At 70.9% G+C, this 13659-nt stretch carries 8 protein-coding genes and 1 pseudogene; 3 read left to right on the top strand and 6 right to left on the bottom strand.

Going from position 1 to position 13659, the window contains the following annotated elements; genetic code table 11:
* Window positions 1–787: 787 nt before the first annotated feature.
* The 3 genes and pseudogenes from IEY89_RS29250 to IEY89_RS29240 all read right to left on the bottom strand — a co-directional run.
* Window positions 788–1637, bottom strand: a pseudogene (locus IEY89_RS29250) (AfsR/SARP family transcriptional regulator); the annotation flags it as partial.
* Between the two features lie 229 nt (window positions 1638–1866).
* Window positions 1867–2754, bottom strand: a complete 888-nt coding sequence (locus IEY89_RS29245; RefSeq protein ID WP_229695469.1) for a glycosyltransferase family 2 protein — start codon at window positions 2752–2754, stop codon at window positions 1867–1869.
* A 119-nt stretch (window positions 2755–2873) separates the two neighbouring features.
* Window positions 2874–4253, bottom strand: a complete 1380-nt coding sequence (locus IEY89_RS29240) for a PucR family transcriptional regulator (protein WP_189150519.1) — start codon at window positions 4251–4253, stop codon at window positions 2874–2876.
* A gap of 241 nt (window positions 4254–4494) precedes the next feature.
* Here IEY89_RS29240 and IEY89_RS29235 point away from each other — a divergent pair, with 241 nt between their 5' ends.
* Window positions 4495–6276, top strand: coding sequence for an FAD-binding dehydrogenase (locus IEY89_RS29235; RefSeq protein WP_189150518.1), 1782 nt, complete (start codon window positions 4495–4497; stop codon window positions 6274–6276).
* 162 nt (window positions 6277–6438) lie between these two features.
* Here IEY89_RS29235 and IEY89_RS29230 read toward each other — a convergent pair whose 3' ends face one another.
* Together IEY89_RS29230 and IEY89_RS29225 are read right to left on the bottom strand one after the other, a co-directional pair.
* The gene (locus IEY89_RS29230; RefSeq protein WP_189150517.1) at window positions 6439–7908 is read right to left on the bottom strand and encodes a Tat pathway signal sequence domain protein; all 1470 of its coding nucleotides are present in this window, start codon (window positions 7906–7908) and stop codon (window positions 6439–6441) included.
* Window positions 7909–8083: 175 nt separating this feature from the next.
* Window positions 8084–9274, bottom strand: a complete 1191-nt coding sequence (locus IEY89_RS29225; protein WP_229695468.1) for an acyltransferase family protein — start codon at window positions 9272–9274, stop codon at window positions 8084–8086.
* Window positions 9275–9934: 660 nt separating this feature from the next.
* Here IEY89_RS29225 and IEY89_RS29220 point away from each other — a divergent pair.
* Entirely contained in the window at window positions 9935–10150 is a 216-nt protein-coding gene (locus tag IEY89_RS29220) for a hypothetical protein (RefSeq protein ID WP_189150516.1), read from the top strand.
* 103 nt (window positions 10151–10253) lie between these two features.
* Here the strand turns inward: IEY89_RS29220 and IEY89_RS40995 are convergent, their stop codons facing one another.
* Window positions 10254–11684, bottom strand: coding sequence for a fibronectin type III domain-containing protein (locus IEY89_RS40995; RefSeq protein ID WP_229695467.1), 1431 nt, complete (start codon window positions 11682–11684; stop codon window positions 10254–10256).
* 185 nt (window positions 11685–11869) lie between these two features.
* On the opposite strand from IEY89_RS40995, the gene IEY89_RS29205 reads away from it, so the two are divergent.
* On the top strand, window positions 11870–13624 hold the full coding sequence (locus tag IEY89_RS29205; RefSeq protein ID WP_189150515.1) for a SpoIIE family protein phosphatase: 1755 nt from the start codon (window positions 11870–11872) through the stop codon (window positions 13622–13624).
* Window positions 13625–13659 lie beyond the last annotated feature (35 nt).

Below are 13659 nucleotides of genomic sequence, written 5' to 3'. Positions count from 1 at the left end.
TCGGGGGCGGGAGCCGTTCGCGGGGCCGAGCCCGAAGTCGGCTGTGCGGGGACACAGGGAACCGCCAGGTCGGTGGGCGGCGCAAGGTCGGCGGGCATCGCGAAGCCGCCCGGAACCTCCCGGTCACCCGGATCACCCGGAGTCTCCCGACCCCTTGGGCGGCCTGACCCCACCGGGCCTCCCCGCCCTTCTGGGCGTGCTGGACCCGCCGGGGTTCCCGGTCCTGCTGAACCCTCCTGGTCGCCCAGATCCGCCGGACCTCCCGGACCTGCCTGGCCCGCTGGATTTCCCGGCCGCTCTCGACACACCGGATGCGCCAAGGGCGCCGGACCTTCTGGACCCGCTTGGTCCGCTGAATCTCCCGCCCGCTCCCGGCTGGCCGGACCTGCCGGATCCCCCGGATCTGCCGGGGCCCCGTGGCCCGTCGGGCCTCCCCGACCCGCCCGGTCTACCGAATCCACCAGCCTCTCCCGGCCAACTGAACCTGCCGGGGCCGCCGAAGCCCCCGGCCCTCCCCGACCCGCCTGGCCCGCCTGGCCCGCCGGATCTTCCAGCCACTCCCGGCCTGCCGGACCTGCCGGATCCCCCGGCCCTCCCCGACCCGCCGGGTCCACCGGATCAACCAGCCCATCCCAGCCGACCGAACCTGCCGGATCTGCCGGAGCCGCCAGATTTCCCCACTCCTCCGGGCTTCCCCGGCCCGCCCGACCCGCCTGGTCCGCCGGAACGCCCGGCCACTCCCGGCCCGCCAGAGCTGCCTGGGCTCCCGGGCCCGCCAGGACTCCCGAGCCTCCCCGGCCCGCCGGGCCTTCCGGGGCCCCCTGGCTCCCCCGACCCGCCGGGCCGGTCGAACCCGTCGGCCCCGCCGGGAGGCGCAGTACCTCCACGTGGGCCGCACGTACTGCCGGGCCCGGTTCCACGCCCAGTTCGTCCAGGAGGCGGTTGCGGAGGTCACGGTGGACAGCGAGGGATTCGGCTCGGCGGCCGGTGCGGTGGAGGGTGAGCATCAGCTGGCGGTGGTAGGACTCGCGCAGCGGATGCTCGGCCGTCAGGGCCGTCAACTCCGGGATCAGGGAGAGGAGTCGGGGGCCGCCGACGTACAGCTCGGCGTCGTAGCGCCACTCCAGGAGGAGCAGGCGGGCCTCCGTCAGTCGCTGGGTGAACGCGTATCCGACGGTCTCGGGCGGGAGGCCGGTCAGCGGGGCGCCGCGCCACAGGGCGAGGGCCGACGCGCACTCGTCCAGGACGCGCTGCCAGTCCTGGTTGGCGTGGGCGGCCCGCGCCCGTTCGACATGGGCCTGGAAGACGTGCACGTCCAGCTCGCCCGGGCCGACCCGTAGGAGATATCCGGGCGTTACGGCCCGCAGCCGTCCCGGATCGTCCAGGAGCCGGCGCAGCCGGGTCACGTGGTTGTGCAGCGAGGCCTGCGCGGACACCGGCGGAACCCCGCCCCACAGCGCGTCCTTGAGCGTCCCGACCGGGACGACCCTGCCGGGTTCGAGGAGCAGGGCGGCGAGCAGCGTCCGTACCTTGATGCTGCCGATCGGCTGGATTCCGTCCCCGGTAAGGGCGTTGGGGGCGTCTCCGTCGTACAGAACGGGCGCGCCCAGCAGTCCGAACCGCAGACTGCACCGCATGTTCTCGCCCCACTGCCCTCTCGTCCGCCTACCGGACTCCCATGTTAGCGATCTGTTGGTGTGGCCTGATGTGATCACCTCAACGGAACCGGTCCGAGGGTGCGCGCGTATGACGCGCAGCTCGGGGGAGTGTCGCCGTCGCGGCCGGGTCCGGGTACGCGAGAGGGCTCCGGTCGCCAGAGGTGACGACCGGGGCCCTCTTATCGCGTCCCTATCGCGTCCCTATGGCTCACAGCACCGGCGGGCGGCCCAGCCGGGTCAGTGTCCACACCGTCCGCCACCGCATCGGGCGGCGTTCGCCGGCCGGTTCGCGCAGGCCCTCCACGAAACCGGCGAACCAGGCTCGCAGCGCGCGCGTGGAGCCGCCGCGCAGGACGGTGATCGCGATCCAGACGCCCAGATGCACCGGGATCAGCGGCAGCGGGAGCCGACGGCGGACCAGCCAGACCCGGTTGCGGGCGGTGACCCGGTGGTAGATGGCGTGCCGGGCGGGCGAGGTGCTGGGGTGGCGCAGCAGGAGACGCGGTTCGTAGAGGATCTTCCAGCCCGCGTCGACGGCCCGCCAGGCGAGGTCGGTCTCCTCGTGGGCGAAGAAGAAGTCGGCCGGCCAGTCACCGGTCTCGTCGAGCATCGCCATGCGCAGGGCGTGGCCGCCGCCGAGGAACTGGGTGACGTAGCCGCCGAGCATCGGGTCGCCCGCGCCGGGCCTGGGGACGTGCCTGCGCTGGGTCACGCCGTTCTCGTCGGCGATCCGGAAACCGACGATGCCGAGCCGGGGGTCGGCGGCGTACAGGTCCCGTACGCGGGTGAGCACATCGGGGTCGATGAGCAGGCCGTCGTCGTCGAGGTCGACCACGACGTCGACGTCCCCGAACTCCCGCAGCCGGGCCAGGGCCACATTGCGGCCACCCGGACAGCCGAGGTTCTCGTCGACCTCGATGGTGGTCACCTCGCCGGAGAGACCGGGTAGTTCGGGCAGTGGACAGCCGTTGCCGACGAGCACGATGCGGTCGGGGGCGAGGTCCTGCTTGGCGATCGACTCCAGCAGCGCGTTCAGCGCGGCGGGCCGGTTTCCCATGGTCACCACGGCCACCGCGATACGCGGCTCCACCGTCATGCCACCCACCAGACCCACCTCGTTCCGGCCGCCGACGTACACCATCGCGGTCGGATGCTATCTGTTTACAGTAAGGATGTATTAAGTACGCATTGAGTACGTCTCTTCTGCATAACACCCTACGGCTTTCCGTCGACGCCGGGCCCCAGCCAGGTCCGCAGCGCCCACCACCAGTGCAGGGTGCCCAGCGGCCCGGAGTCGCTGCCCGGCAGATCGTCCGTCAGGGACTCACCGGTGAGCTGCTGGAGCCGGGCGAGGCGGTATCGGACGGTGTTGGGGTGGGTGAACAGCGTAGCCGCCGTCCGGTCGAGGCGACGGCCGTGGTCGAGGAACGTCAGTGCGGTGACGGCGATCTGACGGTGGAAAACGTCCCGGGGGTCGAGGTTCGCGAGGAGGCGGGCGCTGAGCCAGGCGCCCAGGAGCGGCTGGTCGGCGAGGGCGATCTCGGCTGCCAGGTCGGTGAGTTCGTACACGCCGTGACGCCCGTACGATCCCGGTGTCGCCCTCGCCCCTCCGTCGAGGTCCAGGGCGCGGACGCAGAGGCCGTAGGCGGCCCGGAGGTCCTCCAGGGGTACGGCCGGTGACACCACGACGAGCGCACCGCCGTTCCCCGCGCCGCCTTCTTCCCCCTCCAGCTCTCCCTTCCCTTTCCCGTTCCCGTTCCCCTCCCACTCCCGCTCCCGCTCTCCGTCCTCGATCGTCTCGCCCGCCGGCAGCCGTGGATACAGGCCCACCAGCCGTCCGTCGAGCATGCCGAAGAGGCAGCCGCGCAGGGCGGCGAGGCGGTGGGCCAGCCGCCGGGTGCGGGCGGGGTCGCCGCCCGGGTCGGCGACCAGGAGGTGGCGTACGGCGTTGTGGCGCAGCCCGGCCCGCGCCAACTCCTCTGCGGCGGGCGCCCGTTCGCCTTCGACGAGCAGCCGGTGCAGCAGACGCGCCCGGGTCTCGCCCAGCGCGCGCGGGGTGTCCCACTCGGCGGTGCGGTACCCGTGGACGACGTGCCGTTGCAGTGCGTCGCCGTACTCCTTGAGCCGCAGGACGGCGGAGAGCAGCGCGCCGTCGGGCACCCCGGCCGAACGGCAGCGGTCGACGGTGATCTCGACGGCGCGGGTGTGGGCGGCCTGCACTCCGCGCAGTACGGCGGTCATCGGCACGCCCTGGCCGGCCCGGTCCGCGCCGAGCAGCAGGGCGGCGGCGAAGTCATGGGCGTCTACGCCCTGTTCGCCGTCGTCCCCGGTACCGGGGTCACGCCCACCGGGGTCTCCCAGCCAGGCGCCGGCCGCGTTGATCATGGCAGTGACGTGCCAGTGCGTCTCCGCCTCGGCGAGCCGGGCCACCTCGGGAGAGTGTTTCCGGGCCGCGTGCACGAGTTCGCCCTGGACGTCCGCGTCGGCGGCCATGGCGCGCAGCACCTCGGCGACGGTCTCGCGTTCGGACCGCCCGGACCGCTCGGGCCGCTCGGGCCGCTCGGTGGAGTCGCTGACGTCGGTGAGGACCGTCATGGGCCTCCCCCTTCCGCCTCGGTGCGGTGTCGCCGGGACACAACGGAGGGACGGAGGCGTTGGCTCCCGGCTACTACCGCACTGTCGTACCGACCTGGTTCCCTGAGCGCTACCGACGGTAACCCCAGGCTCGCCACAAACACACCCTTCTCGCGGACGCCCCACACGCCCGTGCACGCGCATCTGGTCCCGCATCGGCACCCGCACCCGCCGCACGTCCCCTCCCGGAAGGCACCCCACCATGGAGCACTTGACTGACCCGGTCAGCCGCCGCCGGGCACTGACGCTGGCCGGCGGCGCGGTCGCCGCGACCGCCCTCACCCAGACGGGCACGGCCTTCGCCGCCTCGGCGGCGGCCACGTCGGCCGACGCGATCGTCGTGGGCCACGGGCTGGCCGGGCTGGTCGCCACGGTCGAACTCGCGGCTGCGGGCCGCAAGGTGCTGCTGCTCGACCAGGAACCGGAGTCCAACCTCGGCGGCCAGGCGTTCTGGTCCTTCGGCGGACTGTTCTTCGTCGACTCCGCCGAGCAGCGCCTGATGGGCGTCAAGGACTCCAAGGACCTGGCCTGGCAGGACTGGCAGGGCTCGGCCGGCTTCGACCGGGACGTCGACAACCCGCTCGGCCAGGACCACTGGGGCTACAAGTGGGCCCAGGCGTACGTCGACTTCGCGTCCGGCGAGAAGCGGGCCTGGCTGGCCGGCCTGGGCATGCAGTGGTTCCCGATGGTCGGCTGGGCGGAGCGCGGCGGCGGCCTCGCGGACGGCCACGGCAACTCCGTACCGCGCTTCCACGTCACCTGGGGCACGGGTCCCGCCGTAGTGGAACCGTTCGAGAAGAAGGTGCGGGCGGCGGTGGCGAACGGGCTCGTCACGTTCAAGCACCGCCATCGCGTGGACGAGTTGATCCGGACGAACGGCACCGTCACCGGCGTACGCGGCGCGGTTCTGGAGGCGAGCACGGCCGCGCGGGGCAAGGCCAGTTCCCGGACGGTGGTCGGGAGCTTCGAGCTGAGCGCCGAGGTGGTGATCGTGACGTCCGGCGGGATCGGGGCCAACCACGATCTCGTACGGCAGAACTGGCCGGCCCGGATGGGTACCGCACCCAAGTCGATGATCACGGGCGTGCCCGCGCACGTGGACGGGCGGATGCTCGGGATCACCGAGAAGGCGGGCGGCCGGATCGTCAACCCGGACCGGATGTGGCACTACACGGAGGGTCTGAAGAACTACGACCCGATCTGGGCGGGCCACGGCATCCGTATCCTGCCCGGCCCGTCCTCCATGTGGTTCGACGCGACGGGCAAGCGGTTCTCCGCACCCGACATGCCGGGGTACGACACCCTCCACACCCTCAAGTCGATCACCGACACCGGCTACGACTACTCCTGGTTCGTGACGACCCAGAAGATCCTCGCGAAGGAGTTCGCGCTCTCCGGATCCGAACAGAACCCTGATCTCACCAACAAGGACATCTGGATGCTGCTCTCGCGCGTCTGGCAGACACCGGAGCCGCTGGAGCGGTTCAAGAAGTACGGCGAGGACTTCGTCGTGTCCACGACGCTCTCCGAGCTGGTCCGGGGCATGAACAAGCTGACCGGCACGAGCCTGATCGACCTGGCCTCGCTCCAGCGCCAGATCGAGGCACGGGACCGCGAGATCGACAACGCGTACAGCAAGGACGCCCAGGTCATGGGCATCCGTAACGCCCTCTCCTACCCCGGCGACGTCCTCAGCCGGACGGCGTCGGCCCACAAGATCCTGGACTCCTCCGCCGGGCCGCTGATCGCCGTACGGCTCAACATCCTCACCCGCAAGACACTCGGCGGCCTCCAGACCGACCTGTCGGGCCGCGTCCTCGACGCCACCGGCACTCCGGTTCCCGGTCTGTACGCGGCCGGTGAGGTCGCGGGCTTCGGGGGCGGCGGGGTCCACGGGTACCGGTCGCTGGAGGGCACGTTCCTCGGCGGGTGCCTGTTCTCGGGCCGTCAGGCCGGGAAGGCGGCGGCTGCGGCAACCGCCTGACGGCCTGACCGCCTGACGGCCTTGCGATCCGGCGATCCGGGCTCAACTCCGGGGTGTGCTGGGCGCGTTCATGCACCTGTTGCTGTTCCGCATGAACGCGCCTCGTCGGGCCTGGGCGGGCCTGTCGGATCTGGTCGTCGGACCGGCTCGCCGCGTACCGCGTCAGGCCCGCAGGGGATTTGAGCGGGCCGCCGCCAGCAGGTACCAGGCGGTCGCGCCCGTGTGGCGGTACGGGTAGTAGCCGAATCCGAATCCGGTGTCGAGGGGGCTGGTCGCCGAGACGACTCCGGCGCGCCCGGGCAGGGCCCGGCTGCCGACGGTCTGGCCGGCGCCGAGGAGTTCCTGGGCGCGCTCGATGGAGGCGATCAGCCGGTGGGCGCGTGCCTCGTCGCCGTGTCCGGCTCGGTCCCGGAACGCGAGAGCGAGGTGTGCGGTCCCCTCGAACCAGACGCCGTTGCGGTCGGGCCTGGGCTGGAACTCGGCGATGGGGGCGTCCTCGTCGGCCACAAGGCTGGCGGAGCTGAAGGTGACTCCCTCGTACGACTGTCCTGCGGGCACTGTGCTGTTGGTGCGGTCCGCCCTGTCCAGGACGGCCAGTTCGGTGGCGGCCCAGTCCAACGAACCGGAGTAGCGGCGGGAGTTGAGGGCCAGGTGGGTCCAGGTCTGGGTGTCCTCGGGGATCGGGGACTTGTTGACGGTCACGCCGTCGTTGGTACCCGTGTAGAAGAAGCCCTCGGACGCCTTGCTCGATGTTCCGGCCGGCTCCCACATCTTCTCGACGAACGCCCGTGCCCTCGCCCGCCGTTGGCGCCACACCCGGTCCCCGGTGAGCAGGGCGAGCTGTCCGAAGAGGCCGACCAGGTCGGTGTTGTGCTCGGTGGAGCTGAACGGCAGTTTCGCGTTGGCACCGTCGACCCCGAACTTGTAGCCGCCGAGGGGCTGTTGGGTACTGGCGTTCACCTCGATCCAGGTGCCGATCCGCACGGCGGCGTCGAGGAAGCGGCGTTTCCCGGTCCGGCGGGCCAGTGCGGCGAGGGCGATACCGGCCCAGGCCATGTCGCCCACGGCGGTACCGGTGAACCCGAACTGGGTACCGACGTTGGCGGTGCCGTCGGCTCGCACGAACCCGTCGGGCTGGGCGACCCCGTCGAAGAAGACGTACGGCCCGACGTTGTAGGCCTGCCGGAGCCTGCCGTCGTCGTACACCGGGTCGTGGGCCTGCGCGTACAGCAGGGCGTCCCCGAGGGCGACGGCCCGGCGGCGGCCCGCCTCGGTGCGTGCGGAGAGGTGGGCGAGGATCGCGAGGGCGTTGTCGTAGGTGAACGCCGTGCTGAACAGGCCCGCCTGGTCGGTGTAGCTCTGGGTGAGCCGGATGTCTCCGTGGTCGGGGTAGGCGTCCATGGCGGCGGCGAGGAAGGAGTGGGCGCGGCGCTGGGCGGAAGTCCCCGCGCCGGAAGTCTCCTTCCCGGAAGTCCCTTTGCCTGAGGACGAGCCGACGGCCGCGTGAGCGGTTCCGGAGGCCGCCGCCGTGAGCGCCGCGGCGCCGAGGAGAGTGCGGCGGCTGAGTGCGGGAACCTGGGCGCCTTGGCTGCCGGGGTGCCTGTCGGGTCGTCTGTCGGGCCTGCCGTTCATGGGTCTCCTCTGCCGGCTTGAGAGCGCTCTCAGGAACGCGCGGGCTCATTCTGCTGGTGCGCCAGGGGTGGGTCAACGCCCCTGCCGTGCATGCGGGTTGAACCGCACGGCAAAGGAAGGAAACCCCGAGCCAGGAGGGTGGCCCGGGGTTTCGGCAGAGGGGGCGGCCGGCCGGTCAGGACATGGACGAGGCGTTGCGCAGCCGCGCGAACGACGTGTCCAGGCCCCGCTTCAGCAGCCGCGCCAGGGGCGCTTCCACGAACTTGTGCACCAGCCAGCTCAGTACGAGGAAGCCGGCGATCACGGACACGACCAGGAGGCGGGCGTCCATGGTGTCGCGCAGGCGGTTGATGATCGCCGTACCGACCAGGTAGTGCATCAGATAGAACGGGTACGTCAACGCACCTGCCGTGACCAGCCACTTCCAGCGGATGCGGTCGGTGTAGCCGAGCGAGACGGCGACCATGAACAGCAGGAACACGGTGAAGATCAGCACGCTGCCGCGCCAGCTGGAGACCCGTTCGATCGTGTCTATGCGGTGCCCGAGTTCAAGTTGTCCCATCAGCCACGACATGGCGAGGATGCCCCAGAGCAGCAGGTCCTGGCCGAACCGGTACATGAGGTAGAGGGCCAGTCCGGCGATGAAGTACCAGGCGCCCTCGGGGTTGATGATCAGCGTCGCGGGACGGAATCCGGCAGCCGGGGCGATCATCGCGGCGGCGCCCCAGAGACAGCAGAACACCACGACCTTGCGATACGTCAGCCCGGTCACGACAACAGCCATGAAGAGCAGGTAGAAGCGCAGCTCCGACCAGAGGGTCCAGTACACGCCGTCGACGTTCGAGACGCGTGAACCGGACTGCAGCATCGTGAAGTTGAGCAACACCTCGCGTGCCCGGTGCTGCTCCCACACACCGGGCATGGCGACGAGGCACGCCGAGGTGAAGATGATGGCGAACCAGTAGGCCGGGTAGAGCCGGATCACGCGGGAGGTGAAGAACTGGCGCGGGGTGCGCCCCCAGCACGACATGCAGATGACGAAGCCGCTGATCACGAAGAAGATCTCGACGCCGATCCAGCCGTAGGCGGAGAACCGGAACCAGGTCGGCATGATGTCGGAGACCGGCCGGCCCCAGATCGCGTTGTCCGGCTGGTCGACCCTCCAGGTTCCGGCGTAGTGGTGCAGGGCCACGACGAGGGCGGCGAGCAGCCGGAGCCCGTCGATCGCGTAGAGCCGACGGTCACCGCGCCCCGGGACGGCGGCGTGCCTGGCCGTCGTGCGGGCGGGTTTCTTCGTCGTCCCAGCCGGTTTTAACTCGTGCTCGGTCGTGGCGAGCGGGAGGGGCTGACGCGGGGACGGGATCACCGACGAAACCCCTTCCCGTGTCCCGCCCACGACCCGCCCGTGAGCCGGCGGCCCACTGTCCGCGCCCTGCATCGACACCTGATCCCCCATCGGAAAGCCCGCCCACGTCAACCGACCACGCCCCGAAAACGGCGGCGGCAACCGGCAGCGGAACGGCGGGCGCTTGCCCGGCGACAGTCACGGCAAACCCGCGAACACCGTAGAACCTCATGGTTCACGCACAGAGACTTCTGGGTCAGATCGAGGGTTGTAGAGCGGAAGGGGTCTGATTTCGACGGGATGTGGAAGGTTTTGTTCCTGTTGATCTTCGCTTGGGGTCGCGTCGTTCTGTGATTCACCGAAGAGGTAGCCACTCCGGCGGGACCGGACGCGGTCACCCTGAATGTGCAGAAGGGAAGAAGGAACTTTGCATCGGCGCCCGACGGAGACACGAGTACGAGGTGGCCACCCATGTCGCCGGGCGGCCCGGCCGTGCGCGACAGCAAGGACCGGATCGGGCCGACGGTACGGTGGCTGCTCAGGGCACAAGGGCAGGGAACGCCGACACCCTCCAAACGAACCCTCCCGACGAAAGGGGCCCTACCGCATGCCACCCGAACCGGGAGTCCACAGGGCCCCGCATGGGAAACCGTCTGCCGCGTCTGCGGATACGACGACGGCGTGGAGCCCTTCTGGGAACAGGGCTGGCCCAACGAGGGCGCCATCTGCCCGTGCTGCGGCAACGAGCCCAGCATGGGCGATGTCAGCGTCATGGGGATCCGCGACTACCGCGGCTACTGGCTCGGCCAGGGCGCCCCGTGGCGCTCACCGAGTTCCCGGCCCAAGGACTGGGACCTGCTGGAGCAGGTGACCCACATCCCGGCCGAGTGGCGTTGACCGCCGCTGAAGGACCAGCGGGCCCGCGTGACCACACGCGGGCCCGTTTCCGTGTTCGGTGAGCCTCAACTCCGGGCTTCTGTCGGATGTTCCTCCGCGAACGTCAGCCGACCGGCATCGTCATGGTGCGGATATCGCTGTACGGCGAGAAGTTTCCGGCCGTGTCATGGGTGCGGGCCCGGTACTCATAGGTGCGCCCGTCGGAGGGCAGCGGATCGCAGACGGTGGCCGTGGCGGTAGCGGGGCGCGGGTCGAATCCCTTGCGCAGGACGACCGACCAGGTGGTCGACCCCGCCACGCGCCGCTCGATCTCGAACCCGGTGAAGTCTCGGATCGGGGCCGGTGTGCTGTCGGAGGCTGTCGCCTGAACGCCGCTCGCGCAGGAGCCGAGGGTCAGGTCGGGGGCGGAGAAGGGAGCGATGCCGTCGGGGATCCCGAACCAGAGTTCGTTGGTGGCGTCGGCGTCCAGCCAGCGCGGGTTGTAGGTGGTCGTGCCGCCGTCGTTGGTGACGAGGACGCGGTAGTGACGCCACTCGCCGTCGGCGGGGACGGGGGCGGTGGTCCACGTGTTGCCCTTGGTGGTGCCGAGCGGGACCCAGACGTAGGAACCGTCCACCTCGTCGTTGCTCAGCACCGTGTAGTGGTCGACGTGAGGCTCGGCGTTGAGGGGCCATTTCAGGGTGACCTTGCCGGTCGCCTTGTCGTAGGTGCCGGTCAGGGAGGTGACGACGGGCAGGGGACGGACGATGGTGTCCGTGCTGCCGGACGAGGTGTTGCCCGCCTTGTCCTTGGCGCGGACCTCGTAGTAGAAGGGCGTGCGGTCGTCGGGGTTCACGAGGGGGTCGGTGTGGCTGCGGGCGGTGGTCGTGCTGACCTTCGTCCAGGTGCCGGAGGTGACGGGCCGTCGGTAGAGGGTGTAACTCGCCAGGTCCATCTCCTTGTTGGCGGACCAGGAGACGGTCGTCCTGCGGGTCGTGGTGTTGTAGGCGGTCTTCACACCGGCGGGGACGAGAGGCTTCGTCTTGTCGTACGTCGCCGAAGTCCGGGGCGTGTACGTGTACTTGACCTTCGCGGCGCCGGTCCAGTTCGCGTAGTCGACGCGGAGGGTGTGCCTGCCGCGCGGGACGGTGAGGTTGACGCTCTTGGAGCGTGCGGTGTCACCGGTGTTCTTCCACAGGTCGATCTTGCGGACGCCGTCCAGGTAGACGCGGACGCCGTCGGTGGCGGAAGCGGCGAACGTGAAGGGGCCACCGGATCCGAAGTCACGGCTCACCGACCACCGCACACCGAAGTTGTTCGACGGCACACCTGAAACAGGACTGCCGGACCAGCTCCGGCTGACCGTGCTGTCGCAGTCGGTCCTCGCCGGGGAGCCGGAGAACGAGGTGTTCTTGTAGAACGTCCGCTTGTAGACGTTGGTCGAGCAGGTGATGTCGGCGGCTGCCGCCTGCGGGACGGCGACCAACAGGCTGCCGAGAACGACGGCGGACATGACACCGCCGGTCCGGGCGGCGACGAGACTCTTCTGGTGCACGGGAGCCTTTCGAGCTGTGCGGGCAGGACGTACAGCGGAGAGACTCGTGAGGCGGAAGGAAGGTTGCACTGCGCGCGCGATGAGCGACGAGGCGGGCCCCACAGCCGAGCCGGGCTGGTGGTCGACCAGCGGCGGCCTCCGCACCTCCGCGTGCGCTCACCGCCCACCCGTGATCGGATGCTGTCGTGGACCGGCAGCGGGCCGGCGACGAGGGCGCGGGCAAGGGTGAGAGCGAGGACGTGGGCGTGGAGGCGCCGGAGGGCGATCCGGGCTTCTGGCACGTCTGGTCGGCGCGGGTGCGTGAGCTGCTGGGGCAGATCCTCGACGGGACGCCCGCCGCGATCGCCGTCCTCGACACCGAGCTGCGCTTCCGGTACGTCAACGCCACCCTGGCGCACATGAACGGTGTACCGGCCGCCGAGCACCTCGGCCGTACCGTCGCCGAGGTCGTCCCGGGCGTCGAGGCCCGCGAGGACGTACTGCGGGCCGTCATCGCGGACGGCATCCCGCGCGAGACGATCTCCAGCGGTCACACCCAGGCCGACTCCCCGCTCGAACGCCGCTACTGGCACGGCGCCTACCACCGGCTGAAGCAGGACGGCCGGACCCTGGGCATCGTCGGCATCGTGCTGGAGATCTCGGCCGCCCGGCAGGAACAGCGCGAGCTGGAGCGGGCCCGCGAGCGCCTGGCCCTGCTCGACGAGGCCGCGACCCGCGTCGGTACCACCCTGGACATGGACACCACCTGCCAGGAGCTGGCCGAGTTCCTGGTGGCGAAGCTCGCCGACGCCGCCACCGTGAAGGTCCTCCCCGAGCACGGCACCAGCCGGACGCCCCGCGACGGATCCCTGCGGCTGCGCCGGGTGGCGCTGGCCGCGGTGCCCGAGCTGGAAGTAATGATGCGGCCCCTGGGTCGACCCGGCGAGTACGTCGACCACCAGCCCGGCTCGTCGGTCGTCCGCTGTCTGGAGGCCGGACGACCGGTGATCGACAACCTGATGGACGAGCAGGACATGGGCAACGCCGCGGCCCACACCGGGAACGTCTCCGCCTATCTGGCCGCCGGCATCCACTCCGCCCTGATCGTGCCGCTGACCGCCCGCGGCCACGACGTGGGCACCGTCACCATGGTCCGGGCGGGCGACTCCCCCCTGTTCGACGAGACCGACGCCGTGATCGCCCAGGACCTGGCCGGCCGGGCCGCCATCAGCCTCGACAACGCCCGCCGCTACACCACCGAGCACAACGCCGTCGTCCAGTTGCAGCGCGCCCTGCTGGCCGAGCCGGGCCGCCCGCACCCGGACATCGACGTGGCCTACCGCTACCGGCCCGCCGGGCGGGGTGTGCTCGTCGGCGGGGACTGGTACGAGACCGTGGCCCTCGACGACGGACGTACGCTGCTGGCCCTCGGCGACGTGATGGGCCACGGCCTGGAGGCCGCCGTCGCGATGAGCCGCTACCAGGCCATGCTGCGCGTGGTGGCCGCCCGCGAACCCGGTCCCGACCGCATCCTGCTCGAACTCGACCACCTGCTCCACACCACGGCCGCCGACCGTCCCGCGACCTGCGTGATCGCCATCGCCGACCCACGCCGGGGCATCTGCACCTACGCCAGCGCCGGCCATCTGCCCCCCGTCGTCTTCCGCCCCGACGGCCGGGCCACGCTCCTGCCCGTCCCGCCCGGGCCGCCCCTGGGCACCGGCCACAGCCGCTACGTCTCCTTCACGGCCCCCTGCGAGCCGGGCCACACCCTCCTCCTCTACACCGACGGCCTGATCGAGCGCCGCCACGAGGACATCGACGCCTCCCTGTGCCGCCTCACCCGCATCCGCGGCTGCCCGGCCCCCGAGGACCTCCTCGACCTGGTCCTCGACCGGGTCGCCCCCGCCGACCCGGAGGACGACATCGCGCTGGTCGCCGCCAGGTACAACCGGGCCTGAAGCTAGAATTCCGGCCGGTCGACGAGAGGGAGCAC

The organism is Streptomyces lacrimifluminis (assembly GCF_014646095.1).
Taxonomy (GTDB): Bacteria; Actinomycetota; Actinomycetes; order Streptomycetales; family Streptomycetaceae; genus Streptomyces; species Streptomyces lacrimifluminis.
This window is presented reverse-complemented; position numbering and strand designations above follow the sequence as displayed.

Excerpts from the sequence above, each read along its gene's own strand:
- IEY89_RS29245 (WP_229695469.1), bottom strand. The coding sequence starts at position 2,754 with ATGACGGTGGAGCCGCGTATCGCGGTGGCCGTGGTGACCATGGGAAAC.
- IEY89_RS29240 (WP_189150519.1), bottom strand. The coding sequence starts at position 4,253 with ATGACGGTCCTCACCGACGTCAGCGACTCCACCGAGCGGCCCGAGCGG.
- IEY89_RS29235 (WP_189150518.1), top strand. The coding sequence starts at position 4,495 with ATGGAGCACTTGACTGACCCGGTCAGCCGCCGCCGGGCACTGACGCTG.
- IEY89_RS29230 (WP_189150517.1), bottom strand. The coding sequence starts at position 7,908 with ATGAACGGCAGGCCCGACAGACGACCCGACAGGCACCCCGGCAGCCAA.